At 73.0% G+C, this 25572-nt stretch carries 25 protein-coding genes; 18 read left to right on the top strand and 7 right to left on the bottom strand.

What is annotated here, in order from left to right:
* Positions 1-258 precede the first annotated feature (258 nt).
* From ACZ6CV_RS08190 to ACZ6CV_RS08170, 5 genes are all read left to right on the top strand, one after another.
* Positions 259-1695 carry an NAD(P)H-hydrate dehydratase gene (locus tag ACZ6CV_RS08190; RefSeq protein WP_469250098.1) on the top strand — a complete coding sequence of 479 codons (1437 nt, stop codon included), beginning with the start codon at positions 259-261 and terminating at the stop codon, positions 1693-1695.
* A gap of 527 nt (positions 1696-2222) precedes the next feature.
* Positions 2223-3374, top strand: coding sequence for an alanine racemase (gene alr, locus ACZ6CV_RS08185; protein ID WP_469250097.1), 1152 nt, complete (start codon positions 2223-2225; stop codon positions 3372-3374).
* A 49-nt stretch (positions 3375-3423) separates the two neighbouring features.
* Positions 3424-4665 (top strand): alpha/beta fold hydrolase, encoded by a 1242-nt coding sequence (locus ACZ6CV_RS08180; RefSeq protein ID WP_469250096.1) that lies wholly within the window; start codon positions 3424-3426, stop codon positions 4663-4665.
* A 45-nt stretch (positions 4666-4710) separates the two neighbouring features.
* Entirely contained in the window at positions 4711-5223 is a 513-nt protein-coding gene (tsaE, locus tag ACZ6CV_RS08175; protein WP_469250095.1) for a tRNA (adenosine(37)-N6)-threonylcarbamoyltransferase complex ATPase subunit type 1 TsaE, read from the top strand.
* Between the two features lie 252 nt (positions 5224-5475).
* A complete protein-coding gene (locus tag ACZ6CV_RS08170) occupies positions 5476-5691 on the top strand; it encodes a hypothetical protein (protein ID WP_469250094.1) in 216 nt (71 codons plus the stop codon).
* A gap of 28 nt (positions 5692-5719) precedes the next feature.
* Here ACZ6CV_RS08170 and ACZ6CV_RS08165 read toward each other — a convergent pair whose 3' ends face one another.
* Positions 5720-6274 carry a hypothetical protein gene (locus tag ACZ6CV_RS08165; RefSeq protein WP_469250093.1) on the bottom strand — a complete coding sequence of 185 codons (555 nt, stop codon included), beginning with the start codon at positions 6272-6274 and terminating at the stop codon, positions 5720-5722.
* Positions 6275-6396: 122 nt separating this feature from the next.
* Here ACZ6CV_RS08165 and tsaB point away from each other — a divergent pair, with 122 nt between their 5' ends.
* The 4 genes from tsaB to ACZ6CV_RS08145 are packed head-to-tail and all read left to right on the top strand — an operon-like array spanning position 6397 to position 8936.
* A complete protein-coding gene (gene tsaB / locus ACZ6CV_RS08160) occupies positions 6397-7053 on the top strand; it encodes a tRNA (adenosine(37)-N6)-threonylcarbamoyltransferase complex dimerization subunit type 1 TsaB (protein ID WP_362363497.1) in 657 nt (218 codons plus the stop codon).
* Positions 7054-7094: 41 nt separating this feature from the next.
* On the top strand, positions 7095-7577 hold the full coding sequence (rimI, locus tag ACZ6CV_RS08155; protein ID WP_355804231.1) for a ribosomal protein S18-alanine N-acetyltransferase: 483 nt from the start codon (positions 7095-7097) through the stop codon (positions 7575-7577).
* On the top strand, positions 7570-8682 hold the full coding sequence (gene tsaD / locus ACZ6CV_RS08150) for a tRNA (adenosine(37)-N6)-threonylcarbamoyltransferase complex transferase subunit TsaD (RefSeq protein WP_362363500.1): 1113 nt from the start codon (positions 7570-7572) through the stop codon (positions 8680-8682). The genes rimI and tsaD overlap by 8 nt, the downstream gene beginning before the upstream one ends.
* Complete coding sequence (locus ACZ6CV_RS08145; protein ID WP_469250092.1) at positions 8679-8936, top strand: hypothetical protein; 258 nt, start codon at positions 8679-8681, stop codon at positions 8934-8936. The genes tsaD and ACZ6CV_RS08145 overlap by 4 nt, the downstream gene beginning before the upstream one ends.
* Here ACZ6CV_RS08145 and ACZ6CV_RS08140 read toward each other — a convergent pair.
* Positions 8933-9532: a class I SAM-dependent methyltransferase gene (locus ACZ6CV_RS08140; RefSeq protein ID WP_469250091.1), complete on the bottom strand. Its 600-nt coding sequence runs from the start codon at positions 9530-9532 to the stop codon at positions 8933-8935. The two genes, ACZ6CV_RS08145 and ACZ6CV_RS08140, sit on opposite strands and share 4 nt — an antisense overlap.
* A gap of 318 nt (positions 9533-9850) precedes the next feature.
* Between ACZ6CV_RS08140 and ACZ6CV_RS08135 the strand changes: the two genes are divergently transcribed.
* Positions 9851-11089: an RNA polymerase sigma factor gene (locus ACZ6CV_RS08135; protein ID WP_469250311.1), complete on the top strand. Its 1239-nt coding sequence runs from the start codon at positions 9851-9853 to the stop codon at positions 11087-11089.
* A gap of 43 nt (positions 11090-11132) precedes the next feature.
* Here the strand turns inward: ACZ6CV_RS08135 and ACZ6CV_RS08130 are convergent, their stop codons facing one another.
* Positions 11133-12371, bottom strand: a complete 1239-nt coding sequence (locus ACZ6CV_RS08130; RefSeq protein WP_469250090.1) for a class I SAM-dependent methyltransferase — start codon at positions 12369-12371, stop codon at positions 11133-11135.
* Between the two features lie 82 nt (positions 12372-12453).
* Here ACZ6CV_RS08130 and ACZ6CV_RS08125 point away from each other — a divergent pair, with 82 nt between their 5' ends.
* The 3 genes from ACZ6CV_RS08125 to groL all read left to right on the top strand — a co-directional run bounded on the left by ACZ6CV_RS08125 (position 12454) and on the right by groL (position 16081).
* Positions 12454-13377 (top strand): polysaccharide deacetylase family protein, encoded by a 924-nt coding sequence (locus ACZ6CV_RS08125; protein WP_469250089.1) that lies wholly within the window; start codon positions 12454-12456, stop codon positions 13375-13377.
* A 627-nt stretch (positions 13378-14004) separates the two neighbouring features.
* Positions 14005-14313, top strand: a complete 309-nt coding sequence (gene groES, locus ACZ6CV_RS08120; RefSeq protein WP_006347174.1) for a co-chaperone GroES — start codon at positions 14005-14007, stop codon at positions 14311-14313.
* 139 nt (positions 14314-14452) lie between these two features.
* Positions 14453-16081: a chaperonin GroEL gene (gene groL / locus ACZ6CV_RS08115; protein ID WP_362363515.1), complete on the top strand. Its 1629-nt coding sequence runs from the start codon at positions 14453-14455 to the stop codon at positions 16079-16081.
* Positions 16082-16327: 246 nt separating this feature from the next.
* On the opposite strand, the gene ACZ6CV_RS08110 is transcribed toward groL, so the two are convergent.
* A complete protein-coding gene (locus ACZ6CV_RS08110; protein ID WP_469250088.1) occupies positions 16328-17101 on the bottom strand; it encodes an SDR family NAD(P)-dependent oxidoreductase in 774 nt (257 codons plus the stop codon).
* 139 nt (positions 17102-17240) lie between these two features.
* Complete coding sequence (locus ACZ6CV_RS08105; RefSeq protein WP_469250087.1) at positions 17241-17924, bottom strand: MOSC domain-containing protein; 684 nt, start codon at positions 17922-17924, stop codon at positions 17241-17243.
* A gap of 91 nt (positions 17925-18015) precedes the next feature.
* Between ACZ6CV_RS08105 and ACZ6CV_RS08100 the strand changes: the two genes are divergently transcribed.
* Positions 18016-18912, top strand: a complete 897-nt coding sequence (locus tag ACZ6CV_RS08100; RefSeq protein ID WP_362363523.1) for a LysR family transcriptional regulator — start codon at positions 18016-18018, stop codon at positions 18910-18912.
* A 50-nt stretch (positions 18913-18962) separates the two neighbouring features.
* Here the strand turns inward: ACZ6CV_RS08100 and ACZ6CV_RS08095 are convergent, their stop codons facing one another.
* Positions 18963-19370, bottom strand: coding sequence for a WhiB family transcriptional regulator (locus ACZ6CV_RS08095; RefSeq protein ID WP_469250086.1), 408 nt, complete (start codon positions 19368-19370; stop codon positions 18963-18965).
* 389 nt (positions 19371-19759) lie between these two features.
* Here ACZ6CV_RS08095 and ACZ6CV_RS08090 point away from each other — a divergent pair, with 389 nt between their 5' ends.
* The 4 genes from ACZ6CV_RS08090 to ACZ6CV_RS08075 all read left to right on the top strand — a co-directional run bounded on the left by ACZ6CV_RS08090 (position 19760) and on the right by ACZ6CV_RS08075 (position 24085).
* The gene (locus ACZ6CV_RS08090; protein WP_003948568.1) at positions 19760-20371 is read left to right on the top strand and encodes a response regulator transcription factor; all 612 of its coding nucleotides are present in this window, start codon (positions 19760-19762) and stop codon (positions 20369-20371) included.
* A 245-nt stretch (positions 20372-20616) separates the two neighbouring features.
* Entirely contained in the window at positions 20617-21192 is a 576-nt protein-coding gene (locus ACZ6CV_RS08085; protein ID WP_055563244.1) for a sigma-70 family RNA polymerase sigma factor, read from the top strand.
* A gap of 150 nt (positions 21193-21342) precedes the next feature.
* Entirely contained in the window at positions 21343-22848 is a 1506-nt protein-coding gene (guaB, locus tag ACZ6CV_RS08080) for an IMP dehydrogenase (protein ID WP_469250085.1), read from the top strand.
* A gap of 112 nt (positions 22849-22960) precedes the next feature.
* A complete protein-coding gene (locus tag ACZ6CV_RS08075) occupies positions 22961-24085 on the top strand; it encodes a GuaB3 family IMP dehydrogenase-related protein (protein WP_362363532.1) in 1125 nt (374 codons plus the stop codon).
* Between the two features lie 66 nt (positions 24086-24151).
* Here ACZ6CV_RS08075 and ACZ6CV_RS08070 read toward each other — a convergent pair whose 3' ends face one another.
* A complete protein-coding gene (locus tag ACZ6CV_RS08070; protein WP_362363535.1) occupies positions 24152-25405 on the bottom strand; it encodes a nucleotide sugar dehydrogenase in 1254 nt (417 codons plus the stop codon).
* Positions 25406-25572 lie beyond the last annotated feature (167 nt).

Raw genomic sequence — 25572 nt, 5'->3', positions numbered from 1 at the left:
TGTGCCCACGCGCCCGCCCTCTGCCTCCACGCTCGTCGCGGGGTGGACCCGCCCACCCGCCCCGACTCAGCCGCACGTCGCGGGGTGCGCCTACCCGCCCGCCCCTACCCCCGCAGGACGGTGCGGGGTGAACGGGTGGGTGGGTGGGAAGTGTTCGCCGCGGAGCGGCGGCTGTTTGTCGGCGCAGGTGGACGTGGGAGCAGAACCTCCCCGGGTTACCCGGGCGACCCGGTCGGCGGGGCGGGGCAGACTGGGGGGATGCGTAATGCGTACAGCGTGGAGAACGTGCGGGCCGCCGAGCAGCGGCTCATGGCCCAGGGCCCAGACGGCATGTTGATGCAGCGCGCCGCCGCCGGCCTCGCCGTCGAGTGCGCGCAGCTGCTCGGCAAGGTGTACGGATCCCGCGTCACCCTGCTGGTCGGCAGCGGGGACAACGGCGGCGACGCCCTGTACGCGGGCGCGCGGCTGGCCCGCAGAGGCGCCGGCGTCAGCGCCGTGCTGCTCGACCCCGACCGCGCCCACCCCGGCGGGCTCGCCGCGCTCCGGGCCGCCGGCGGCACGATCGTGCGGGCCACCGAGGAGCGGGCGCGGGACGTGGTCGCCGGGGCCCGGCTCGTGGTCGACGGGATCGTGGGGATCGGAGGGCGCGGCGGACTGCGGGAGCCCGCCGCGCGCCTCGTCGCCGCCGTACGCGACGACGCACGCATCGTCGCCGTCGACCTGCCCAGCGGCGTCGACGCCGACACCGGCGAGGTACGGGGCGAGGCCGTCCGCGCCGATGTGACGGTGACCTTTGGCGCGTACAAGCCGGGGCTGCTGATCGATCCGGCCCGGGAGTACGCCGGAGTCGTACGGCTCGTCGACATCGGGCTCGAACTCGCCGCCGACGAACGGGAGGTGGAGGCGCCGCAGTACGCGGACGTGGCGCGGCTGCTGCCCGTCCCGGGCGGCGAGAGCGACAAGTACCGGCGCGGTGTCGTCGGCGTCGTCGCCGGGTCCGCGCGGTACCCGGGCGCCGCCGTGCTCTGTGTGGCGGGCGCGCTGCGCGGCGGCGCGGGCGCCGTGCGGTACGTGGGGCCCGCCGCGGACGCCGTCCTCGCGCGCTTCCCCGAGACGCTGGTGTCCGCGGGGCCGCCGTCGAAGGCCGGGCGCGTGCAGGCCTGGGTCGCGGGGCCGGGCCTCGGCGACGACGAGGAGCGGCTGCGGGACGTGGTCGCCGCCGACGTGCCCGTACTGATCGACGCGGACGGGCTGCGGCTCGCGGGGGAGCGGGACGTACGGGCGCGGCGCGCGCCCACCCTGCTCACCCCGCACGCCGGCGAGGCCGCCGCGCTGCTCGGCGTGGCCCGCGCGGAGGTCGAGTCGGGGCGGCTCGCGGCCGTACGGGAGCTCGCGCGGCGGTACGGGGCGACGGTGCTCCTGAAGGGCTCCACCACGTTGATCGCGTCGGCCGAGGGAGCCGTACGCGTCAATCCGACGGGGACGCCCTGGCTGGCCACGGCGGGCAGCGGCGACGTGCTGTCAGGCCTCGCCGGCTCCCTGCTGGCGGCGGGCCTCGGCGCCCGGGACGCCGGATCCGTCGCCGCGTACCTGCACGGCCTAGCAGGCCGCCACGCGGCATCCGGCGCCCCCACGGCCGCCCAGGACGTGGCCGACGCGATCCCCACCGTGTGGCGAGACGTCAGCCGACGGTAGGGCTCCCGTTCTGGCTCAGGCCGGACCAGGGACCGGGGCCCGCCCCGCACGCGCCGTTGGCGTCACCCCTCCGGAGGGACGGACGCGGGGCGTCGGAGCGCGGCACGCTCTCCGCGACTCCGCCGGAGACCGACGTGCCCCCTCGTCCGCCCCGCCACCGAGCCGCCGGCCGACCGAGCCGCGAGGACACGCCCCGCGCCCGCGCCGAGCCCCTCGGCTCGGTCGACCAAGCCACGCCGCGCCAAGTCCGCCCGGGGCCCGCCGCGATCCACGCCGGCGCCCCTTCCATCGCCCAGCCCCTCGGCTCGGTCGACCAAGGCGCGCCGCGCCAAGTCCGCCCCGGGCCCGCCGCGATCCACGCCGGCGCCCCTTCCATCGCCCAGCCCCTCGGCTCGGTCGATCAAGTCACGCCGCGCCAATCCGCCCCGGGCCCACCGCGGTCCACGCCCGCGCCCCCTCCGTCCCGCCGGCCGGCCAGGCCCCGTGTGCGCGGGGCCCCTCCGTGGGCTCTGAGACACTTGTCCGCGATGAACGAGACAGCACCTTTCCGTGTCCGCGCCGAGATCGACCTCGGCGCCCTCCGCGCCAACGTGCGCTCGCTGCGTGCCCGCGCGCCGGGCGCCGCGTTCATGGCCGTGTTGAAGGCGGACGCGTACGGGCACGGGATGGTGGCCTGTGCCAAGGCCGCCCGGCAGGCGGGTGCCGGCTGGATCGGTACCGCCACCCCCGAGGAGGCCCTCGCCGTGCGCGCGGCGGGTGTGCCCGGCAGGATCATGTGCTGGCTGTGGACCCCGGGCGGGCCCTGGCGCGAGGGCGTCGAGGCCGACCTCGACATGTCGGTGAGCGCGCTCTGGGCGCTGCGCGAGGTGTGCGAGGCCGCCCGTGCGGCGGGACGGACCGCCCGTATCCAGCTCAAGGCCGACACCGGCCTCGGGCGCAACGGCTGCATGCCGGCCGACTGGCCCGAGCTCGTCGACCGGGCGCTGCGCGCCGAGGCGGACGGGCTGGTCACGGTCACCGGGCTCTGGTCGCACTTCGCCTGCGCCGACGAGCCGGGTCACCCCTCGATCGCCGCCCAGCTCACGGTCTTCCGCGAGATGGTGGCGTACGCCGAGGACCGCGGCATCCGGCCCGAGGTGCGGCACATCGCCAACTCGCCGGGGATGCTCACGCTTCCCGAGACCCACTTCGACCTGGTCCGTCCCGGCATCGCGATGTACGGGATCTCGCCGAGCCCCGAGGTCGGCACCCCCGAGGACTTCGGGCTGCGCCCCGTCATGACCCTCACCGCCTCGCTGGCCCACGTGAAGCACGCCCCGGCGGGCCACGGCGTGAGCTACGGCCACCATTACGTCACCCCCGGTGAGACGACGCTCGGGCTCGTCCCGGCCGGATACGGCGACGGCGTCCCGCGGCACGCCTCCGGCACCGCCCCGGTCCTCGTCGCCGGCAAGTGGCGGACGGTCGCGGGCCGGATCGCGATGGACCAGTTCGTGGTGGACCTCGGCGGGGACGAGCCCGAAGTGGGCGCGGAGGCGGTGCTGTTCGGCCCCGGCGACCGCGGCGAGCCGACCGCCGAGGACTGGGCGCAGGCGGCGGGCACCATCGCGTACGAGATCGTCGCCCGCATCGGATCGCGCGTCCCGCGCGTCTATGTGAACGAGCGGCCCGACGACTGAGCCGAGCGGCCTGCCCGACGACTGACCAGGAACGGACGAGGAGCGGCACGTGAGCGAGAGCAGCACGGGGGCTGCCGCGGCGGAAGCGGTGACGGACGTCGCCGCCGCGGCGGGGAGCTGGCGCCGGGCCGGGGTGGCGGGCGCCGCGATAGGCGTGCTCGCCGCGGGCGCGGCGGCGGGCGTCGCCATGGAGCGGCTCACGGTGGGCCGCGGCATGCGCAAGAAGGCCCGGCTCGCGCTGGACGCCTCGGGGCCGTACGGCTCGCTGCGCGGCATGCCCGGCACGGCGTACGCGGACGACGGCACGGAGCTCTCCTACGAGGTCGAGGAGGTCGAGGCCGACAGCGACCAGGCCGCGCGGCGGCGCCGTCTCTTCGGCCGCCGGGCGCCCGCGCCGGTCACCGTCGTCTTCAGCCACGGCTACTGCCTGAGCCAGGACTCCTGGCACTTCCAGCGGGCGGCCCTGCGCGGTGTCGTGCGCGCGGTCTACTGGGACCAGCGCAGTCACGCCCGCTCGGCGCGCGGCGTCGACCAGCTGGAGCGGGGCGCGCCGGTCTCCATCGACCAGCTCGGCCGCGACCTGAAGGCCGTCATCGACGCGGCGGCACCCGAGGGGCCGCTGGTCCTCGTCGGGCACTCGATGGGCGGCATGACGACCATGGCGCTTGCCGACCAGTTCCCGGAGCTGATCCGCGAGCGGGTGGTGGGCGTGGCGCTCGTGGGGACCTCGTCGGGGCAGCTCGGTCAGGTGAACTTCGGGCTGCCGGTGGCGGGCATGAACGCGGTGCGGCGGGTGCTGCCCGGCGTGCTGCGGGCGCTCGGCTCGCAGGCGGAACTGGTGGAGAAGGGGCGGCGGGCCACCGCGGACCTCTTCGCCGGTGTCATCAAGCGGTACTCGTTCTCGCGCAGGGACGTGGACCCGGCCATCGCCCGCTTCGCGGAGCGGATGATCGAGGCGACGCCGATCGACGTGGTCGCGGAGTTCTACCCGGCGTTCGCCGAGCACGACAAGGCGGAGGCGCTCAAGCACTTCGCCGACCTGCCGGTGCTCGTCCTGGCCGGGGACAAGGACCTGGTCACGCCGAGCGAGCACAGCGAGGCGATCGCCCAGCGGCTGCCCGACGCCGAGCTGGTCCTGGTACCGGACGCCGGGCACATGGTCATGCTGGAGCACCCGGAGGTCGTCATGGACCGCCTCGCGGACCTGCTGGTGCGGGCGGGCGCGGTCCCGGCGGCCGTTCGCGCGGGCGACGGGGGTTCGAGGACGGGCTCCAAGGGCGCCGGCGGCTGACGTCGGGGGACCGGGCGGCGGCGCGCAGCCGCTACCGTGGTCGTCATGGAAGCACCGCACCACCAGGCACCCGCAGGCGTACTGAAGATCACGGTCAACTCCCCCGCACAGATGGGCGAGTTGGGCCGCCGTCTGGCCAAGATCCTGCGCCCCGGCGACCTCGTCATGCTCACCGGTGAGCTCGGCGCAGGCAAGACGACGCTCACCCGCGGCCTGGGCGAGGGCCTCGGCGTGCGCGGCGCCGTCACCTCCCCGACCTTCGTCATCGCCCGCGTGCACCCGCCGCTCGGCGCCGGACCCGCGCTGGTGCACGTCGACGCGTACCGCCTGGGCGGCGGGCTCGACGAGATGGAGGACCTCGACCTCGACGTCTCCCTGCCGGAGTCGGTGATCGTCGTGGAGTGGGGCGACGGCAAGGTCGAGGAGCTCTCCGACGACCGGCTGCACGTCGTCATCGACCGGGCGACCGGGGACACCACGGACGAGGTGCGCGCGGTGACCCTCACCGGGCTCGGGCAGCGCTGGGTGGACGCGGACCTGGCGTCGCTGGCGGCTTGAGGCCGGGATACGGGGATGCCGCCGGCGGCCTGACGCCCGGATACGGGATCTCGCCGGCGGCCCGAGGCCGGGATACGGGCATACGGGGGCGCGTACGGGCGTGCCGCGGCCTGCCCTCGTACGTTCGCCCGAACGTTCCGACAACGCGTCGGCAAAATGTTGCGTTGCGCGCGTCGCACGTGGTCACATGGATGCCAGCACTGGTTAGGTCTACCTAACCACGTCTGCCCCCGGAGCGCCCAGGAGGCATCCATGTCGGCTTCAGAACGTGACGTACAGCCGCGGTCGCCCCGGCTGCCGGGGCCCTCGGGCGCACCGGAGCCGTCGCAGCTGTCGATGAGCGATCTGCTGGCGTCCTGCGCCGCGGCCACGGCGGTCTCCACGCCGCCCCGCGCTCCGTCCGGCCCACCGACCGGTGCTCCGGCCGGCGAGGACACCACGGCCGGGGAGCGACGGCTCCGCCGCTGAGGGTCGGCCGGTCGCCCCAACCAACCGGTCAGGGGATGACGACGACCTTGCGGCCGTGCGTCGCGAACTCCCACATCGCGTTGCCGTGCGCCCGCGACTCGCGGATGCCGCCCGTCCGCTTCGACGGGTCCGGCTTCGGCGTCGCGCCGTCCACCGCCGCGCTGAAGCCGATCGTGGTCCCCTCGACGGACGTGAACCGCACGACGTGCTCGATCGCCACACCGTCCGTGCCCTTGACGGAGCCCGTGCGGGAGCCGACCGTGTAGGTGCCCGGCGCCGGATCGACCGTACCCGGCGTGACCTTGTACGTGAGCTGCAGCTTCCCGGACTCCTCGACCAGCCAGACCCGGTCCTCGCTCACCGAGTACACGACCCGCTGGCCGGTCCCGGACTGCGCGGGCACCGCCGCCGGGTTCGCCTTCTCCTTGGGGGAGCGCGGCGCGGTGGCCGAGGGGGAGGGCTTGCCGGGGTGCTTGCCCAGGTCGTCCGGCGCGCTGGCCGACGCCTGGTAGGCGAGGAAGCCGACCGCGGCGAGCGCAGCCGCGGTGAGCCCGGCCACAAATCCCGAGCTGCTCCTTGACACCTTCGCCACCCACCTTTTCGTACTGCGTACGGCTACGGAGTGACGTTAGCAGCCACCGCACCCCTTGCCCCGGCAGCGGCGGACCGGCCGTGCGGCGCGCGCCGGAGCCGTAGGCTGTTCGCGTGCTCTTGCTCGCTCTGGATACCGCAACGCCCGCCGTCACCGTCGCCCTCCACGACGGCTCTTCCGTCATCGCGGAGTCGAGTCAGGTCGACGCCCGGCGGCACGGAGAACTGCTGCTACCGGCCGTCGACCGGGTGCTCGCCGACGCGGGCCTCCGCCTCGACGCCGTGACCGGCATCGTCGCCGGGGTGGGCCCCGGCCCCTACACCGGACTGCGCGTCGGCCTGATGACCGCCGACACCTTCGGCCTCGCCCTCGGCGTCCCGGTGCACGGCGTGTGCACGCTGGACGGCCTCGCGTACGCCTCGGGCATCGAGGAGGGCCCCTTCGTGGTGGCCACCGACGCCCGCCGCAAGGAGGTGTACTGGGCGCGCTACGACGACGTGCGCACCCGTTCGGGTGAAGCCGCGGTCGACCGGCCCGCCGACATCGCCGCCGAGGTGGCGGGCCTGCCCGCGGTCGGCGCGGGCGCGCTGCTCTACCCCGACACCTTCCCCGACGCCCGCGCCCCCGAGCACGTCTCGGCCGGCGCGCTCGCGTCCCTGGCCGCCGAGCGGCTGGCGGCGGGCGAGGAGCTCCTGGAGCCCCGGCCGCTCTATCTGCGCCGGCCCGACGCGCAGGTGCCCAAGAACTACAAGGTGGTCACCCCCAAGTGACCCAGCCGACCCGGGCGACCGAGGCCGCCGTGCTCCGTGAGATGCGCTGGTGGGACATCGAGGCGGTGTTCGCCCTGGAGAAGGAGCTCTTCCCGGACGACGCCTGGTCACGCGGGATGTTCTGGTCGGAGCTGGCCCACGCGCGCGGCCCGCTCGCCACCCGGCGCTACGTGGTCGCCGTCGACGGCGACCGGCTCGTCGGGTACGCGGGCCTCGCCGCGTCCGGCGACCTCGCCGACGTCCAGACCATCGCCGTCGCCCGCGACCACTGGGGCACCGGGCTCGGTGCCCGGCTCCTCACCGACCTGCTGCAGGCCGCGACCGCCTTCGAGTGCGCCGAGGTCATGCTGGAAGTGCGGGTCGACAACACCCGGGCGCAGAAGCTGTACGAGCGGTTCGGCTTCGAGCCCATCGGCTTCAGGCGCGGCTACTACCAGCCCGGCAACGTGGACGCCCTGGTCATGCGCCGCACCGATCCCTCCACCTCCGTATCCGGCGTACAAGGAACCGAGATTCATGGCTGACTCGCGCGACGAACCCCTCGTCCTCGGCATCGAGACCTCCTGCGACGAGACCGGCGTCGGCATCGTCCGCGGCACCACTCTGCTCGCCGACGCCGTCGCCTCCAGCGTCGACGAACACGCGCGCTTCGGCGGCGTCGTGCCCGAGGTCGCCTCCCGCGCGCACCTCGAAGCGATGGTGCCGACCATCCAGCGCGCCCTGAAGGACGCGGGCGTGAGCGCGAAGGACCTCGACGGCATCGCGGTGACCGCGGGGCCCGGCCTCGCCGGCGCGCTGCTCGTCGGCGTCTCGGCGGCCAAGGCGTACGCGTACGCGCTCGGCAAGCCGCTCTACGGCGTCAACCACCTCGCCTCGCACATCTGCGTCGACCAGCTGGAGCACGGGCCGCTGCCCGAGCCGACCATGGCGCTGCTCGTCTCCGGCGGCCACTCCTCGCTGCTGCTCTCCTCGGACATCACCTCGGACGTGCGGCCGCTCGGCTCGACCATCGACGACGCCGCGGGCGAGGCCTTCGACAAGATCGCGCGGGTGCTGAACCTCGGCTTCCCGGGCGGCCCGGTCATCGACCGCTACGCGCGCGAGGGCGACCCGGCGGCCATCGCCTTCCCGCGCGGGCTCACCGGACCGCGCGACGCGGCGTACGACTTCTCCTTCTCGGGTCTGAAGACGTCCGTCGCCCGCTGGATCGAGGCGAAGCGGGCCGCCGGCGAGGAGGTGCCGGTACGGGACGTGTCGGCGTCCTTCCAGGAGGCGGTCGTCGACGTGCTGACCCGCAAGGCCGTACGGGCCTGCAAGGACGAGGGCGTCGACCACCTCATGATCGGCGGTGGCGTGGCCGCCAACTCGCGGCTTCGCGCCCTCGCCCAGGAGCGGTGCGAGAAGGCGGGCATCCGGCTGCGCGTGCCGCGCCCCAAGCTCTGCACGGACAACGGCGCGATGGTCGCGGCCCTCGGCGCCGAGATGGTGGCCCGCAACCGGGCGGCCTCGTCCTGGGACCTGTCGGCGGACTCCTCGCTGCCGGTGACGGAGCCGCACGTGCCGGGGCACACGCACGGTCACGACCACGACCACGTGCACGAGGTCAGCAAGGAGAACCTCTACTCATGACGGTCGCGCTGATGTGGGAGGCCCGGGCGGCGGAGGGGCGCGGCGGCGAACTGCTCGACTGGGCCCGGTCCCAGCGGCTCGACGGCGCCCCGGTCCGCCGCGAGACCTTCCAGGCACCGCAGGACCGGGTGCTCGTCATCACCTGGTGGGACGCGGAACTCGACGCCGAGCTCCCCGAAATCCCGGAGCCCGCGCCGGAGTTGGTGACGCGCGCGGTGCACCGGTGGCGCTTCGAGTCGGTCGAGCTGGTCTAGGTCCGCTCCGTCGGCTTCCGGTACGTCAACAAGTAGCGCCAGAACAGCAGTTGGCGTACGCGACTGCCGGGCAGGAGGCGGGCCGCCTCGGCCCGGATCTGCGGCAGCGTCATGTCCGGCTGCCGCACGGGCGCCTTGAGCGGGGGCGGGTGCGCGCCGCGCAGGCGCTCGCCCGCGAAGACCGCCACCCGGGCCACCGCGTTGGCGGGCGAGGCCACCACGTCCCACGCCGTCGTCCCGGCGTGGCAGCCGAGGACGAGCAGCGTGCCGCCGGGGGCGAGGGCGTCGCGCAGCCGGGTGACGGTGCCGAAGGGCATGTGGTGCAGGCTCGCCAGACAGGTGACGGCGTCGTAGTGGCTCGCGGGCAGCTCCTCGGCGGTCACGTCCGCCCGCCGGAACCGGGGCCCGCCACCGGCCGCCTCGGCCTCGGCGATGACCTCCGCCGACGGGTCGAGCGCGTCGACCTGATAGCCGCGCTCCGCGAGGCGGCGGGCGAACCGCCCGGTGCCGCAGCCGACGTCGAGGGCGGTGCGGCCCCCCGGCGGCAGGCTCCGCAGCAGGAGCCGGTGGTAGTGGTCGTTGTGGTCGAAGGGCATGCGGGCGAGCCTGGCACGGGCGGATGAGCCGAGGTGCCGGTCCGGAGGAAACCCGCGGGCGGAGACCCCGCCGCCACGCGCCGCGAGACCGCCGTGCCGCGCCGTCCGCCGATGATCCGCGTCGACGGGGGACAACGCCCCCGAGGGCGGTCCGCCGGGCCCGAGGGCAGGCCCGCGGCAGCCGCCGCAACCGGTCGGGGAACGGCTTCCAGCCTTTGCGGGCGGTCCGTGGGGGTGTTCTGATGGGTGGCCGTGAGCCATCCGCCGGAGCACCCCCGTCACCCGTCCCCGGAGCGGCAGCCCCGCCAGCCCCGCCACATCTGCGAGACCGTTTTCCGCATCGAGTCGCCCCGCATCATCGCCGGGGTGACCCGGATCGTACGAGACGTCGGCATCGCCGAGGAACTCGCGCAGGACGCCCTCGTGGCGGCCCTCGCACACTGGCCCGCGCAGGGCGTCCCGGAGAACCCGGGCGCCTGGCTCATGGCCACCGCCAAGCACCGCGCCGTCGACCTGGTGCGCCGCCGCGAGCGGTACGCGCAGAAGCTGGCGGAGGCCGGCCGCGACCCGGAGACCCTGCAGACCCACACGGACGATCCGGCCGGCCCCGACGCCGTCGACGACGACCTGCTCCGCCTCGTCTTCACCGCCTGCCACCCGCTGCTCTCCGCCGCGGCCCGCGTGGCGCTCACCCTGCGCCTGCTCGGCGGGCTGACCACCGCGGAGATCGCCCGCGCGGTGCTCGCCGCCGAGCCGACCGTGGCCCAGCGCCTCGTGCGCGCCAAACGCATCCTCGCCGCCAAGGACATCCCCTTCGAGGTCCCCCGCGGCCCGGAGCGCGCCGCCCGCCTCGCCTCGGTCCTCGAAGTCGTCCACCTGATCTTCAACGAGGGGTGCGCCGCCACGGCGGGCGACGACCGGCTGCGCCCGTCCCTGTGCGAGGAGGCCCTGCGCCTCGCCCGGGTGCTCACCGGTCTGATGCCCGAGGAGTCCGAGGCGCACGGCCTGGCCGCCCTCCTCGAACTGCAGGCCTCGCGCGCGGCGGCGCGCATCGGGCCGGCCGGCGAGGCGGTGCTGCTCAAGGAGCAGAGCCGGGCCCGCTGGAACCGGACGCTGATCGGCCGCGGGTACGCGGCCCTCGCGCGGGCCCGCGGCACGGCCGAGTCGTCCAGGGCGCTCGGCCCGTACGCGCTGCAGGCCGCCATCGCCGCCTGCCACGCGCGGGCCGACACGTACGAGGAGACCGACTGGCGGCAGATCGCCGTCCTGTACGGCCTGCTCGCCGCCCGCAGCCCGTCCCCGGTCGTCGAGCTGAACCGCGCGGTCGCCGTCTCGATGGCCCAGGGCCCGGAGCCGGGTCTCTCCTTGGTCGACGTGCTCACCGCGGAAGGAGCCCTGCGCGACCACCACCTGCTGCCCAGCGTCCGCGGCGACCTGCTCGAACGGCTCGGCAGGGCGGGCGAGGCCTGCGCGGAGTTCGAGCGGGCGGCGGCGCTGGCGGGCGACGAACGGGAACGGGAGCTGCTGCTCGCACGGGCGGCGTCCTGCCGGCTCTGACCGGTCCAGGGCACCCCCGGGCGGGCCTTCGGGGCCTCGGGCCTCAGGGGGCCGGGTGGCCGATCAGCATCGTCGGGGCGCCCGCCACCCGCGTCAGGAAGACCGTCGCGGCGTTCTTCCCCTGCGGCTTCACCTTGCGCCGCAGCTCCTCCGGCTCGACGGCGGACCCGCGCTTCTTCACGGTGAGGATCCCGACCCCGCGCTCGCGCAGCAGCGCCTTCAGCTTCTTCACGTTGAAGGGCAGCTGGTCGGTGATCTCGTAGGCGGTGGCGTACGGGGTGTCGTGCCGGGCGTCGGAGGTGACGTACGCGATGGTCTCGTCGATCAGGCCGCCGTCGACCCGGGCCGCGACCTCGGCGACCAGGTGGGCGCGGATGACGGCGCCGTCCGGCTCGTACAGATAGCGCCCGACCGGACGCACCCCGGGGTCGGGCAGCATCGTGTCGAGCGCGGACCACAGGGTGGCGCCGCCGGGCAGGAGCGTCGCGCGGTGCGAGGCCGGGGTGTCCGTGCCGAACCACAGCACGGCCTCCTTCACGTCGCCGCCGTCCGAGATCCACTCGGCGCCCGCCGCGGCGGGGATCGCCTCGTGCGGGATGCCGGGGGCGATCTTCAGGGCGGCGAGCGGGGCCTTGAGCGCCGTCTCGACCGCCCAGGACAGGGGCGGCGAGTAGGACTCCGGGTCGAAGATGCGGCCGCGCCCCGACGAGCGCCGCGCCGGGTCCACGAACACCGCGTCGTACGCGGAGGTGTCCACCTCCGTGACGTCGGCCTCGCGCACCTCGATCAGCTCGGCGAGCCCCAGAGCCTCCGCGTTGGCGCGGGCGACGGCGCAGGTCAGCGGGTCACGGTCGACGGCGAGCACGGAGATGCCGGCCCGCGCGAGGGCGAGCGCGTCGCCGCCGATGCCGCAGCACAGATCGGCGAGCGAGCGCACCCCGAGGGCCTGGAAGCGCGCGGCGCGGTGCGCGGCGACGGAGGAGCGGGTGGACTGCTCGACGCCGTTCGGCGTGAAGAACATCCGGGCCGCGTCCTCGGCGCCGAACTTCGCCGCGGCCCGCCGCCGCAGCCGCGCCTGCGCGAGGGCGGCCGAGACCAGGGGCGCGGAGTGCGTGCGGCGCAGCCGGGTGGCGGCGGCGAGTTCCTGCGCGGGCTCGACGTCCCGTACTTCGTCGAGCAGGGCCCGGCCCTCGGCGGTGCGCAGGGCGGCGAAGGCGGCGAGGGGATCGCCCAGGTCGGCAGGGTGGCCGCTCGGCGTGTTCGGGTCGTTCACCCGCCCCATTGTGGGCCAGTCGGTGGATGGTGCGCGGCCGACGGCGGTGTCGGACCCCGGAGGCGGCCGTCAGCTGCGAGGATCCGGCGCCATGCAACTAGTACGACAAACAGGGAAATACGCCAGAAGACGGAAGAACCAGGTGCGTGCCGCGGTGGCCGTCCTGGCCGCGTCGGCGATCGTGTCGGGCTGCGCCGGCGGCGACTCCGAGGGTGCGCGCGGCGCCCACGGCCAGCAGCCGCTCAAGGCGCCGCCCGCCCGCGCCCTCGACTCCTACGCCCAGAAGCTCGGCGCGATCCAGGCGGCCCGCGTCGCGGCGACCAAGCGCTGGGGCCTGGCGAAGGTCCCGCTCCCCGCGCCCCCGCCGCCCCGCACCAAGCCGAAGCTCACCACCCGCAAGGGCTTCGAGGTCAAGGGCCAGGCGAGCCTGCCGCCGGTCTTCACGACGATCCCCACCAAGGACAAGGTCGTCTTCCTGACCATCGACGACGGCGCCGAGAAGGACCCGCAGCTGCTGAAGATGATGGGCGAGCTGCACCTGCCGTACACCGCGTTCCTCAGCGACTACCTGGTCAAGGAGGACTACGGCTACTTCAAGAAGATGCAGGACCGCGGCGTCACCCTGAACAACCACACGCTGCACCACCGCTACCTGCCCGGACTCTCGTACGAGGACCAGCGCCACGAGATCTGCGACATGCAGAACGTCATCCAGAAGCACTACGGCAAGCGGCCCGAACTCTTCCGCCCGCCGTACGGCAACTACAACCGGGACACGCTGCGCGCCGCCAAGTCCTGCGGCGTCAAGGCGGTGCCGCTGTGGGCGTCGGAGGCCTTCAGCGACCACATGGAGTGGCGCGAGTGGGACAAGGACCTGCACCCCGGCGACATCATCCTCACGCACTTCCGGGGACGTGAGGACTGGAAGGGCACGATGCCCGACATGGTCCGCCGGGTCATGAAGACGGTCACGGACCGGGGCTACGCGGTGGCCCGCCTGGAGGACTACCTGTGACCCCCCGGGCGCGAGCGCGCCGCCGCCGTCTCCTCGCCGGAGCCCTCCTGTGCGGCCTGCTCGCGCCCGCACTCCTCTCGGGCTGCGCGGAATCCGTGGACCCGATCGAACGCCTGACGAGAAAAGCCACCCAAAAACTCCCCCACAGACCGACCCCGGCCCCAAACCTGCCCTTGGGCCCAGGCCCACACCTGCCCGCGCCCCCCGCCACCTCCACGCCGGAGCCAGGCGCATCCCGCTGTGGGCAGGCGTTCCCATGGGGGTCCCCCCAGGCCCTTGAGGCACTGGGGGAGGAACGGGTGGGCACAGCCCCCGGTGCAGGGCCACAGGAACCAGGGCCCCACGATTCGCAGCCAGGGAACCCAAGGACGCAGAGAACCGTTGCCCCAAAGGGGAAAACCCCCCGCCCGCCCGGCCCAGGGCAACGAACATCCGCTAAAGCCAGACGCAGTCGACTGGCACTCCGCTTGACCGAGTGCTAATCCCCGTCCTAGTCTCACTTCTGGCACTCCCCACTGGAGAGTGCCAACAGCGACGGGCAGGTCCGGCACCCGCGACGACGGATCCACCTGGTCGCCACACTCAGACTCTTAACCCCGTGAGATCTCCGAAGGGGGAGACCGGATCGTGACGACCGCCAGCTCCAAGGTTGCCATCAAGCCGCTCGAGGACCGCATTGTGGTCCAGCCGCTCGACGCCGAGCAGACCACGGCCTCCGGCCTGGTCATTCCGGACACCGCGAAGGAGAAGCCCCAGGAGGGCGCTGTCCTCGCCGTGGGCCCGGGGCGTTTCGAGAACGGCGAGCGCCTGCCGCTCGACGTGAAGGTCGGCGATGTCGTGCTGTACAGCAAGTACGGCGGCACCGAGGTGAAGTACAACGGCGACGAGTACCTCGTCCTCTCGGCTCGCGACGTGCTCGCGATCGTCGAGAAGTAATTCACCCAGCATTTGCTTTCTGAGCTGCGCCCCTGGTCACCCCGCTCTCTGCCGGGCGGCGAGGGGCGCAGTTCGTTGCTGAACATTCCGGGGGTTCCCCCGGACCCCCCTGAGTTTCCGAGAGGGCTGAACCGCTCCCATGGCGAAGATCCTGAAGTTCGACGAGGACGCCCGTCGCGCCCTTGAGCGCGGCGTCAACAAGCTTGCCGACACCGTCAAGGTGACGATCGGCCCCCGCGGCCGCAACGTCGTCATCGACAAGAAGTTCGGTGCCCCGACCATCACCAACGACGGCGTCACCATCGCCCGTGAGGTCGAGGTCGACGACCCGTACGAGAACCTCGGCGCCCAGCTGGTGAAGGAGGTGGCGACCAAGACCAACGACATCGCGGGTGACGGCACCACCACCGCCACCGTGCTCGCCCAGGCCCTGGTCAAGGAAGGCCTGCGCAACGTCGCCGCCGGCGCCTCTCCGGCCGCCCTGAAGAAGGGCATCGACGCCGCCGTCGCGGCCGTCTCCCAGGAGCTGCTCGCCACCGCCCGTCCGATCGACGACAAGGCCGACATCGCGGCCGTCGCCGGTCTGTCGGCCCAGGACCCGCAGGTCGGCGAGCTCATCGCCGAGGCGATGGACAAGGTCGGCAAGGACGGTGTCATCACCGTCGAGGAGTCCAACACCTTCGGCCTGGAGCTCGACTTCACCGAGGGCATGGCCTTCGACAAGGGCTACCTGTCGCCGTACATGGTCTCCGACCAGGAGCGTATGGAGGCCGTCCTCGACGACCCGTACATCCTGATCCACCAGGGCAAGATCTCCTCCATCCAGGACCTCCTGCCGCTGCTCGAGAAGGTCATCCAGGCCAACGCCTCGAAGCCGCTCCTGATCATCGCCGAGGACGTCGAGGGCGAGGCCCTGTCGACCCTGGTCGTGAACAAGATCCGCGGCACCTTCAACGCCGTCGCGGTGAAGGCCCCCGGCTTCGGCGACCGCCGCAAGGCCATGCTCGGTGACATCGCCACCCTCACCGGCGGCACCGTCATCGCCGAAGAGGTCGGCCTCAAGATCGACCAGGTCGGTCTCGACGTGCTCGGCACCGCCCGCCGCGTCACCATCACCAAGGACGACACCACCATCGTCGACGGTGGCGGCAACAAGGCCGAGGTCGAGGGCCGCGTCGCCCAGATCAAGGCCGAGATCGACGCCACGGACTCCGACTGGGACCGCGAGAAGCTCCAGGAGCGCCTCGCGAAGCTGGCCGGCGGCGTGTGCGTCATCAAGGTCGGCGCCGCCACCGAGGTGGAGCTGAAGGAGAAGAAGCACCGTCTGGAGGACGCCATCTCCGCGACCCGCGCCGCGGTCGAGGAGGGCATCGTCTCCGGTGGTGGCTCCGCCCTGGTGCACGCCGTCAAGGTCCTCGAGGGCAACCTCGGCAAGGAGGGCGACGAGGCCACCGGTGTCGCCGTCGTCCGCCGCGCCGCCGTCGAGCCGCTGCGCTGGATCGCCGAGAACGCCGGCCTCGAGGGCTACGTCATCACCTCGAAGGTCGCCGAGCTCGACAAGGGCTTCGGCTTCAACGCCGCGACCGGCGAGTACGGCGACCTGGTCAAGGCCGGCGTCATCGACCCGGTCAAGGTCACCCGCTCCGCGCTCGAGAACGCCGCGTCCATCGCGTCGCTGCTCCTCACGACCGAGACCCTGGTCGTCGAGAAGCCGGCCGAGGAAGAGGCGGAGGCCGGTCACGGCCACGGGCACGGTCACTCTCACTGACCTGAGTTGCCCGAGGCCCGGTTCCCTGCACAGGGAGCCGGGCCTCGGGCCTTTTCGGGGGTGCGTGTGCCGGGTTGCGCTCCCTTGCCGGGTGCGGGTCGTGGTCCGTCCTCGCGCAGTTCCCCGCGCCCCTTACGGGGCGCTCACCGAAGTCGTCTCAGGGGCGCGGGGAACTGCGCGACCAGCCGAAGGCAACTCGCACTCGGCGACGGTGAGGAACCCCGCAGACGCGCCACCCCGGCAGGGCTACTGGGGGCCATACTTACGGCCCGTACGCGACGTCACCCCACCCAGCAGCGCCCGCGGCGTCACCTTCACCACGCCCATCAGGGCCTTGTAGCGCGGATCGGGAATGGACACGGTCCGGCCCCGCGCCAAGTCGGCCAGCGCCGCCGCGACCAGCTTGTCCGCGTCGAGCCACATCCAGCCCGGGATGTTGGACGTGCCCATCCCGGCGCGCTCGTGGAACTCGGTCCGTACGAAACCGGGGCACAGCGCCATCAGCCGTACCCCCGAACCCGCCAGGTCCTTCGCCGCGCCCTGGGTGAACTGCACGACCCACGCCTTCGAGGCCCCGTACGTCCCGCGCGGCACGAACGCCGCCACCGACGCGACGTTCACCACACCGCCCCTGCCGCGCTCCCGCATCGACTCCGCCGCCGCCGACGTCAGCCGCAGCACCGCCTCGCAGTGCACCTTGAGCATGGTGAGCTCGTCGGCCATCGAGACCTCGAGATAGCGGCCCTTGTTGCCGAACCCGGCGTTGTTGATCAGCAGGTCGACCGGGTCCCTGCGGCGGGCGAGGCGCTTCTCGACCGCCTCGATGCCGGCGTCCGTCGCGAGGTCGGCGGTCAGCACCTCCGCCTCGATGCCGTGCCGGTCGTGCAGCTCGGTCGCCTGCTCCCGCAGCCGCTTGGTGTCGCGCGCCACCAGGACGAGGTTGTGGCCGTCACCGGCGAGGCGCCGCGCGAAGGCGGCGCCGATGCCGGCGGTTGATCCCGTAATCAGAGCCGTAGTCATGGACCAAGGCTAGTGACGCGAACCGCGGCCACGGACCAGGGCAGGCGGCCACGGACCTGGGCAGGTGCCCACGGACCAGGGGCGGCGGCGTCGGACGGCCGCCGTGGTGTGCGGACGGGCGGCCGGGGACGGGCCGGCCTCAGCCCACGAGATCCTGGGCGGCCTGCCGCGCCACATACGCGCGGGCGCGCTCGGCCGTCTCGGGGTGCAGGGCGTCTCCCGCCGCGAGCAGCCGCGGCAGCAGCGACGTCTCGGTCGTGATGGCGCGGAACTGCAGGGCGACGGTGACCTCGTGCTCCGGCCGGTGCACGATCGCGATCGCGTCCCCGGCCCGTATCTCACCCGGCTCGATCACCCGCAGATACGCGCCAGGAGCGCGCTCCCCGGTGAACCGCTTCACCCACCCCGTCTCACCGAGATGGCCCTGGAACGTACGGCAGGGAATGCGCCCGCTCGTCACCTCGAGCACCAGGTCGGAGCCGATCCGCCAGCGCTCGCCGATCCGCGCGCCGTTCACGTCGACCCCGGACGTCGTGAGGTTCTCGCCGAACGTGCCGTCGGGCAGCGGCCGTCCGAGGGTCCGCTCCCACACGTCGAGGTCCTCGCGGGCGTACGCGTACACCGCCTGGTCGGTGCCGCCGTGGTGACGCAGGTCCCCGATCTCGTCACCGGCCACGCCGCTGCCGCCGACACCCTTCGCGCCCGGCGCGGTCACCAGGACGGGGCCGCGCACCGGCCGCTTGTCGATGGCGGTGCGGCCGGTGGGGGACGAGGTGTAGTCGACGGCCGTGCGGCGGCCCGCGTTTACCGAAAGAAGCTCCATGGCAAGCAGGCTAGGGCCTTTCGCGCGCACCCCCCTCAAAGTTGTTCGACGGTATTTCGCACCGCGCCCAAGCCTCGCTTATGCTCGAAACATGATCGAGGCCCGACATCTCCGCGTGCTGCGCGCCGTGAGCGCCACCGGCTCCTTCTCCGCCGCCGCCCGCGAGCTCGGCTGCACCCAGCCCGCCGTCAGCCAGCAGATGAAGGCCCTCGAATCCTCCACCGGCACGCCGCTGCTGATCCGCACCGGCCGCGAGATGCGGCTGACCCAGGCCGGCGAGGCGCTGGTCCGGCACGCCTCGGGCATCCTCGCCGGGCTCACCGCCGCGGAGGAGGAGGTCGCCGCCATCGCCGGCCTGCGCGCCGGCCGGGTCCGGCTCGTCTCCTTCCCCAGCGGCAGCTCCACCCTCGTCCCCTGCGCCCTCGCCGCACTGCGCGCCGCCCACCCCGGCACCCGCGTCTCCCTCGTGGAGGCCGAGCCGCCGCGCTCGGTCGAGATGCTGCGCGAGGGCGACTGCGACGTCGCGCTCGCCTTCCGGTACGAGGGGGCGACCGGCCCGGAGGAGTGGAGCGACCTCGTCGTACGGCCGCTGCTCGCGGACCGGCTCGTCGGTCTCGTGCCCGAGGGGCACCGGCTCGCCGGCGCGGAGTCGGTCACCATCGGGGAGTTCGCCGACGAGTCGTGGATCGCGGGCTGCCCCCGCTGCCGCAGGCAACTGGTGGAGGTCTGCGAGAGCGCGGGCTTCGTGCCCCGGATCGACTTCGCGACCGACGACTATCCGGCGGTGATCGGCCTGGTCGGCGCCGGCCTGGGAGTGGCGGTGCTGCCCGAGCTCGCGATCGAGTCGGTGCGCCCCATGGGCGCCCGCACCGTGACGGTGGAACCCCCCGTGCGGCGCGAGATCGTCGCGCTCACGCTGCCGGATCTGGCACAGGTGCCGGCCGTCGCCGCCACGCTGGACCATCTCGCGCGGGCCGCCGCCCGCTGATCGGCACCCTGCGCGGGCCTGCGCGGGCATTCGTTCGAAGAAACGTTCCTTCAGCTGTGCGACACGGCGCTGTGGGACACGGCACCCTGCGAAACGGCGCCATGCGAAACGGCGTGGTGGGACACGGCGGTGTGCGAGACGCCGCTGCCCGCCGTGGCCGGCGACGTCGTGACCAGGCGGTTGCGCGCCCGCCCCATGAGCTCTTCGCGCTCGTCCTCGGTCAGCCCGCCCCACACGCCGTACGGCTCGCGCACCGCGAGCGCGTGAGCGGCGCACTCCGCGCGCACCGGGCACCGCATGCAGACCTCCTTGGCGGAGTTCTCACGAGCACTGCGCGCCGCTCCCCGCTCGCCCTCCGGGTGGAAGAAGAGCGAGCTGTCGACCCCGCGGCAGGCCGCGAGGAGCTGCCAGTCCCACAGATCTGCGTTCGGTCCGGGAAGGCGGGAGAAATCTGCCATTGCTGGTCCCCTTGGTGCCGTTCTGACGCGGATACGGTGCCCATGACCGTACATCTACTGTCTAAGGAGATGAAAATATGACTCATTGCGAATCTAGCCACAGACACCAGGAAAAGGGAAGAAAAGCCGCTAAATGGGGCATAGCTTGTGATGAAAGGTTGAGGGTCTCCCGCGCGCTCTGCTCTGTGTCCGCGCCCTCACGTAGAGTGCCGAAGGTGGCTGACTGCCCCGTAACTCTTTCGGGTGACCGTCGTTGAGAGTGCGAGGCGGTTGAAAGAAGAAGCGCTCGGGCAGGTGTCCGAGAGCGTCAACCGCACAGGTGACGAATATGTACCAGCCTGGAGGCTCAAGGTGACGCGCAGCAGCTGTGAGAGCCGCGGAGGACAGTCATGACATCGGTCCTCGTCTGCGACGACTCCCCGCTTGCCCGAGAGGCGCTCCGCCGCGCGGTCGCGACCGTGCCCGGTGTCGAGCGCGTGACGACAGCGGCCAACGGCGAGGAAGTCCTCCGCCGCTGGGGCGCCGACCGCTCCGACCTGATTCTGATGGACGTGCGCATGCCCGGCCTGGGCGGCGTCGAGACCGTCCGGCGGCTGCTGTCCGCCGACCCCGGTGCGCGCATCATCATGCTCACCGTCGCCGAGGACCTGGACGGGGTCGCGCTCGCGGTCGCCGCCGGTGCCCGCGGCTATCTGCACAAGGACGCCTCGCGCGCCGAGCTGCGCGCGACCGTCACGCAGGCGCTCGCCGACCCGACGTGGCGGCTCGCCCCGCGCAGACTGCGCTCGGCCGAGATGGGCGCCGCGCCCACCCTCACCGCGCGGGAGATCCAGGTGCTCGAAGGCATGAGCCACGGCCGTTCGAACGCGGAGATCGGGCGCGAGCTCTTCCTCTCCGAGGACACCGTGAAGACGCACGCCAGGCGGCTGTTCAAGAAGCTCGGCGCCTCGGACCGCGCCCACGCGGTGGCGCTCGGTTTCCGCTGGGGTCTGGTCCGCTGAATGTGCCGCCGCGGGGGGCCCGCGATCCCCGCCCGCCGTGTGGTGGGCGGGGCGACCGACGCCCGCCGCTGCTTGTTTCGCCGCCGATGCCGCATCCTTGAGATGTGGAGTTCCTCGGGGACGAGTCGATCGAGCGGGAGGGGAGGGCGCAGGAGATGAGTTCCGGCGCACCTGCTCATAACGCTTCAGTGCACAACTACGGACGCGGTGCCGCGGACCAGTCGCCGCCAAGGCACCATGGACCGATGCGCGATGACAAGACGACGGTGATTGGTGCCCTCGTCCTTCGCGCCGTCGAAGGCGACGAGCAGGCCACGCACGACCTTCTCGCCCATGTGCACCCCCTGGCCCTGCGCTACTGCCGCACCCGGCTGTCCCGACTGCCGGGTGACGCACGGCACTTCGTGGAGGACCTGGCGCAGGAGGTCTGCGTCGCCGTACTCCTCGCGCTGCCGCGCTACAAGGACACCGGGCGCCCCTTCGAGGCCTTCGTCTTCGCGATCGCGGCGCACAAGGTGGCCGACCTGCAGCGCGCGGCGATGCGCCATCCCGGCTCCACCGCCGTGCCCTCCGACGAGATGCCCGAGCGGCCCGACGACTCGCTCGGCCCGGAGGAGCGCGCGCTGCTCAGCAGCGACGCGGAGTGGGCCAAGAAGCTCCTCGCCAACCTCCCGGACAACCAGCGCGAGCTGCTGCTCCTGCGGATCGCGGTCGGTCTCACGGCCGAGGAGACGGGCCAGATGTTGGGCATGTCACCCGGCGCGGTGCGGGTCGCGCAGCACCGGGCGCTGAGCCGGCTGCGGGCGCTCGCCGAGCAGTAGGAACCCCCGTAGGAACCCCGCCGGGTGCGTCCGGGGTGCGTACGTGTGAACGTACCAAGCCTTCCGATGATCTTGCTCGTGGAATGAGACACCCGCGCTGGCCGTTAGCATGGACATCCGCACCGATCAAGGCCATTTGGGGAAGGTGTCATGACTGCAAACGTCGACGGAGTGCCCGAGAAGTTCGCGACACTCGGGCTGACCTACGACGACGTGCTGCTGCTGCCGGGCGCGTCGGAAGTGCTTCCCAACGCGGTCGACACCTCGTCCCGCATCTCCAGGAACGTCCGGGTGAACATCCCGCTGCTCTCCGCGGCGATGGACAAGGTCACCGAGGCCCGCATGGCCATCGCCATGGCCCGCCAGGGCGGTGTCGGCGTCCTGCACCGCAACCTCTCCATCGAGGACCAGGTCAACCAGGTCGACCTCGTGAAGCGCTCCGAGTCCGGCATGGTCACCGACCCGATCACGGTGCACCCCGACGCGACGCTCGCCGAGGCCGACGCCCTCTGCGCGAAGTTCCGCATCAGCGGTGTCCCGGTGACCGACGCGGCGGGCAAGCTGCTCGGCATCGTCACCAACCGCGACATGGCCTTCGAGAACGACCGCAGCCGTCAGGTCCGCGAGGTCATGACGCCCATGCCGCTGGTCACGGGCAAGGTCGGCATCTCCGGCGTGGACGCCATGGAGCTGCTGCGCCGCCACAAGATCGAGAAGCTGCCGCTGGTCGACGACGCGGGGCGGCTCAAGGGCCTCATCACGGTCAAGGACTTCAAGAAGGCCGAGCAGTACCCGAACGCGGCCAAGGACGCCGAGGGCAGGCTGCTCGTCGGTGCCGCCGTCGGCGCCAGCCCCGAGGCGCTCGAGCGCGCCCAGGCGCTGGCCGGAGCCGGGGTCGACTTCCTGATCGTCGACACCTCCCACGGCCACAACAGCAACGCCCTGAGCTGGATGTCGAAGATCAAGTCGAGCGTGGGCGTCGACGTGATCGGCGGCAACGTCGCCACCCGCGACGGCGCGCAGGCCCTGATCGACGCCGGTGTCGACGGCGTCAAGGTGGGCGTCGGGCCGGGCTCGATCTGCACCACCCGCGTGGTCGCGGGCATCGGCGTTCCGCAGGTCACCGCGATCTACGAGGCAGCGGTCGCGGCCCGTGCGGCCGGCGTGCCGGTCATCGGCGACGGCGGCCTCCAGTACTCCGGCGACATCGGCAAGGCGCTCGCCGCCGGCGCCGACACCGTGATGCTCGGCTCGCTGCTCGCGGGCTGCGAGGAGTCGCCGGGTGAGCTGATGTTCATCAACGGCAAGCAGTTCAAGTCGTACCGCGGCATGGGCTCGCTCGGCGCCATGCAGTCCCGTGGCCAGGGCAGGTCGTACTCCAAGGACCGGTACTTCCAGGCCGAGGTCTCCTCCGACGACAAGCTCGTGCCCGAGGGCATCGAGGGCCAGGTGCCCTACCGCGGCCCGCTGGCCAACGTGCTCCACCAGCTCGTCGGCGGACTGCGCCAGACGATGGGCTATGTCGGCGCGGCGAGTATCGACCAGATGGAGAGCAAGGGCCGTTTCGTCCGCATCACGTCCGCGGGTCTCAAGGAGAGCCACCCGCACGACATCCAGATGACGGTCGAAGCGCCGAACTACAGCCGGACCAAGTAGTCTCCCGGCTCACGCGCGCCTGGCAGGGGCGGCCCCGGATCGACCGGGACCGCCCCTTCCGTGTGCGTCGGGGATACTGGACGGGCAGACCAAGAGGGAAAGGCCCCACAACGTGACTGAGATCGAGATCGGGCGCGGCAAGCGCGGCCGCCGCGCGTACGCCTTCGACGACATCGCCGTCGTACCGAGCCGGCGCACCCGCGACCCGAAGGAGGTCTCGATCGCGTGGCAGATCGACGCCTACCGCTTCGAGCTGCCCTTCCTGGCGGCCCCCATGGACTCGGTGGTCTCCCCGCAGACCGCCATCCGCATCGGTGAGCTGGGCGGCCTCGGCGTCCTGAACCTCGAGGGCCTCTGGACGCGGTACGAGGACCCGCAGCCGCTGCTCGACGAGATCGCCGAGCTGGACGCGGAGACCGCGACCCGGCGCCTCCAGGAGATCTACGCGGCCCCCATCAAGGCCGACCTGATCGGGCAGCGCATCAAGGAGGTGCGCGACGCGGGCGTCGTCACCGCCGCCGCGCTCTCGCCGCAGCGCACCGCCGAGTTCTCCAAGGCCGTCGTGGACGCCGGCGTGGACATCTTCGTGATCCGCGGCACCACGGTCTCCGCCGAGCACGTCTCCGGCGCCGCCGAGCCGCTGAACCTGAAGCAGTTCATCTACGAGCTGGACGTCCCGGTCATCGTCGGCGGCTGCGCCACGTACACCGCGGCCCTGCACCTGATGCGCACCGGCGCCGCGGGCGTCCTGGTCGGCTTCGGCGGCGGCGCCGCGCACACCACGCGCAACGTCCTGGGCATCCAGGTGCCGATGGCCACCGCCGTCGCCGACGTCGCGGCCGCCCGCCGTGACTACATGGACGAGTCCGGCGGCCGGTACGTGCACGTCATCGCCGACGGCGGCGTGGGCTGGTCCGGCGACCTGCCCAAGGCCATCGCGTGCGGCGCGGACTCCGTGATGGTGGGCTCCCCGCTGGCCCGCGCCACGGACGCGCCCGGCAAGGGCCACCACTGGGGCATGGAGGCCGTCCACGAGGACGTGCCGCGCGGCAAGAAGGTCCACCTGGGCACGGTCGGCACGACCGAGGAGATCCTCGCCGGCCCCTCGCACATCCCGGACGGCTCGATGAACTTCTTCGGGGCGCTGCGCCGCGCGATGGCGACGACGGGCTACAGCGAGCTCAAGGAGTTCCAGCGCGTCGAGGTGACGGTCGCGGACTCGCAGCACAAGCGGTGACGCTCGCGCCGCACGTATGACGTCTGAAGAGGGCCCCGGTACTTTGTACCGGGGCCCTTCTCGTGGTCACAGGCGGTGCGCGGCGCCCGCCGGGGTCGCGCCCCGGGTGTCGAGGAGCAGTTGGGCCTTCACGGCCAGGCCTTGCAGGTCGTACGTGCGGTGGTGCTGGAGCAGGATCGTCAGGTCGGCGTCGGCCGCCGCCTCGTAGAGCGAGTCCGCGCGCGGAACGGGGCGGCCGAGCACGCTCCAGGTGGGCACGTAGGGGTCGTGGTAGCTGACGGCCGCGCCGAGCTCCATGAGACGGGTCGCCACTTCCTGTGCGGGGGCGCCCTGTTGGTCGGCGAGGTCGGGCTTGTAGGTGACGCCGAGGAGCAGGACGCGGGCGCCGCGGGCGGACTTGCCGTGCTCGTTGAGGAGGGTCGCCGAGCGCTGGATGACGTACTGCGGCATGCGGTCGTTGACCTGCTGGGCCAGCTCGACCATGCGCAGGGGGCGGGCGCCGCGGGCCGGTCCCGGGATGTCCAGGGGGACGCCGTGGCCGCCGACGCCGGGCCCCGGGCGGAAGGCCTGGAAGCCGAACGGCTTGGTCTCGGCGCAGCGGATGACGTCCCACAGGTCGATGCCCATGTCGTGGCAGAGCACCGCCATCTCGTTGACCAGGGCCATGTTGACGTGCCGGTAGTTGGTCTCCAGGAGGTGCACGGTCTCGGCCTCGCGGGGGCCGCGGGCGCGGACGACCTTGTCGGTGAGGCGGCCGTAGAAGGCGGCGGCCGATTCGGTGCAGGCCGGGGTGAGGCCGCCGATGACCTTGGGGGTGCCGGCGTAGCCGTGGGCGCGGTTGCCCGGGTCGAGGCGGCCGGGGGAGTACGCGAGGTGGAAGTCGCGCCCCGCGCGCAGGCCGGAGCCCGCTTCGAGGAGGGGGCGGAGGAATTCCTCCGTGCTGCCCGGGTACGCGGGCGACTCCAGGATCACGGTGGTGTGCGGGCGCAGCCGCGCGGCCAGCGCCCGGGCGGCCTCGGCGACCTGGCTCAGGTCGAGCGAGCGGTCGGCGGCGGGCGGGGTGGGGGCGCAGATGACGGCGGTGCGGACCCGGCCGAGCTCGGCCGGGTTGACGGTCGGCCGGAAGCCCCCCGAGAGCATCCGGCGGACGTCGGCGGCGGTGAGGGTGGATTCGGCGCCGTCGCAGGGCAGCCTGCCGCCGGCCAGGTCGGCGGCGCGGACGGGGTCGTAGCCGATGGTGGCGATGCCGCGTGCGACGGCGGCCTGGGCGAGGGGCAGGCCGAGGTGGCCGAGACCGATGACGGCGAGATCTGCGGGCATGGCGGTGGGCCGTCCTCCCAATAGCCGGAGTGAGACGAGTGCGCAAGTCCTGTGGACAAGGCGGACCAGCGCAATGTCAGACTAGGAGTAAATATGACCGATTTGCGGTATTGCGCGGCGTGGGGTTCCGGAGTGTTGTCCACAGGCGGCGGCCGCGATCAGCGGGC

The organism is Streptomyces sp. NPDC041713 (assembly GCF_055591085.1).
Note: the sequence above shows the minus strand (reverse complement) of the source record. Positions and strands in the feature narration are given on the sequence as shown.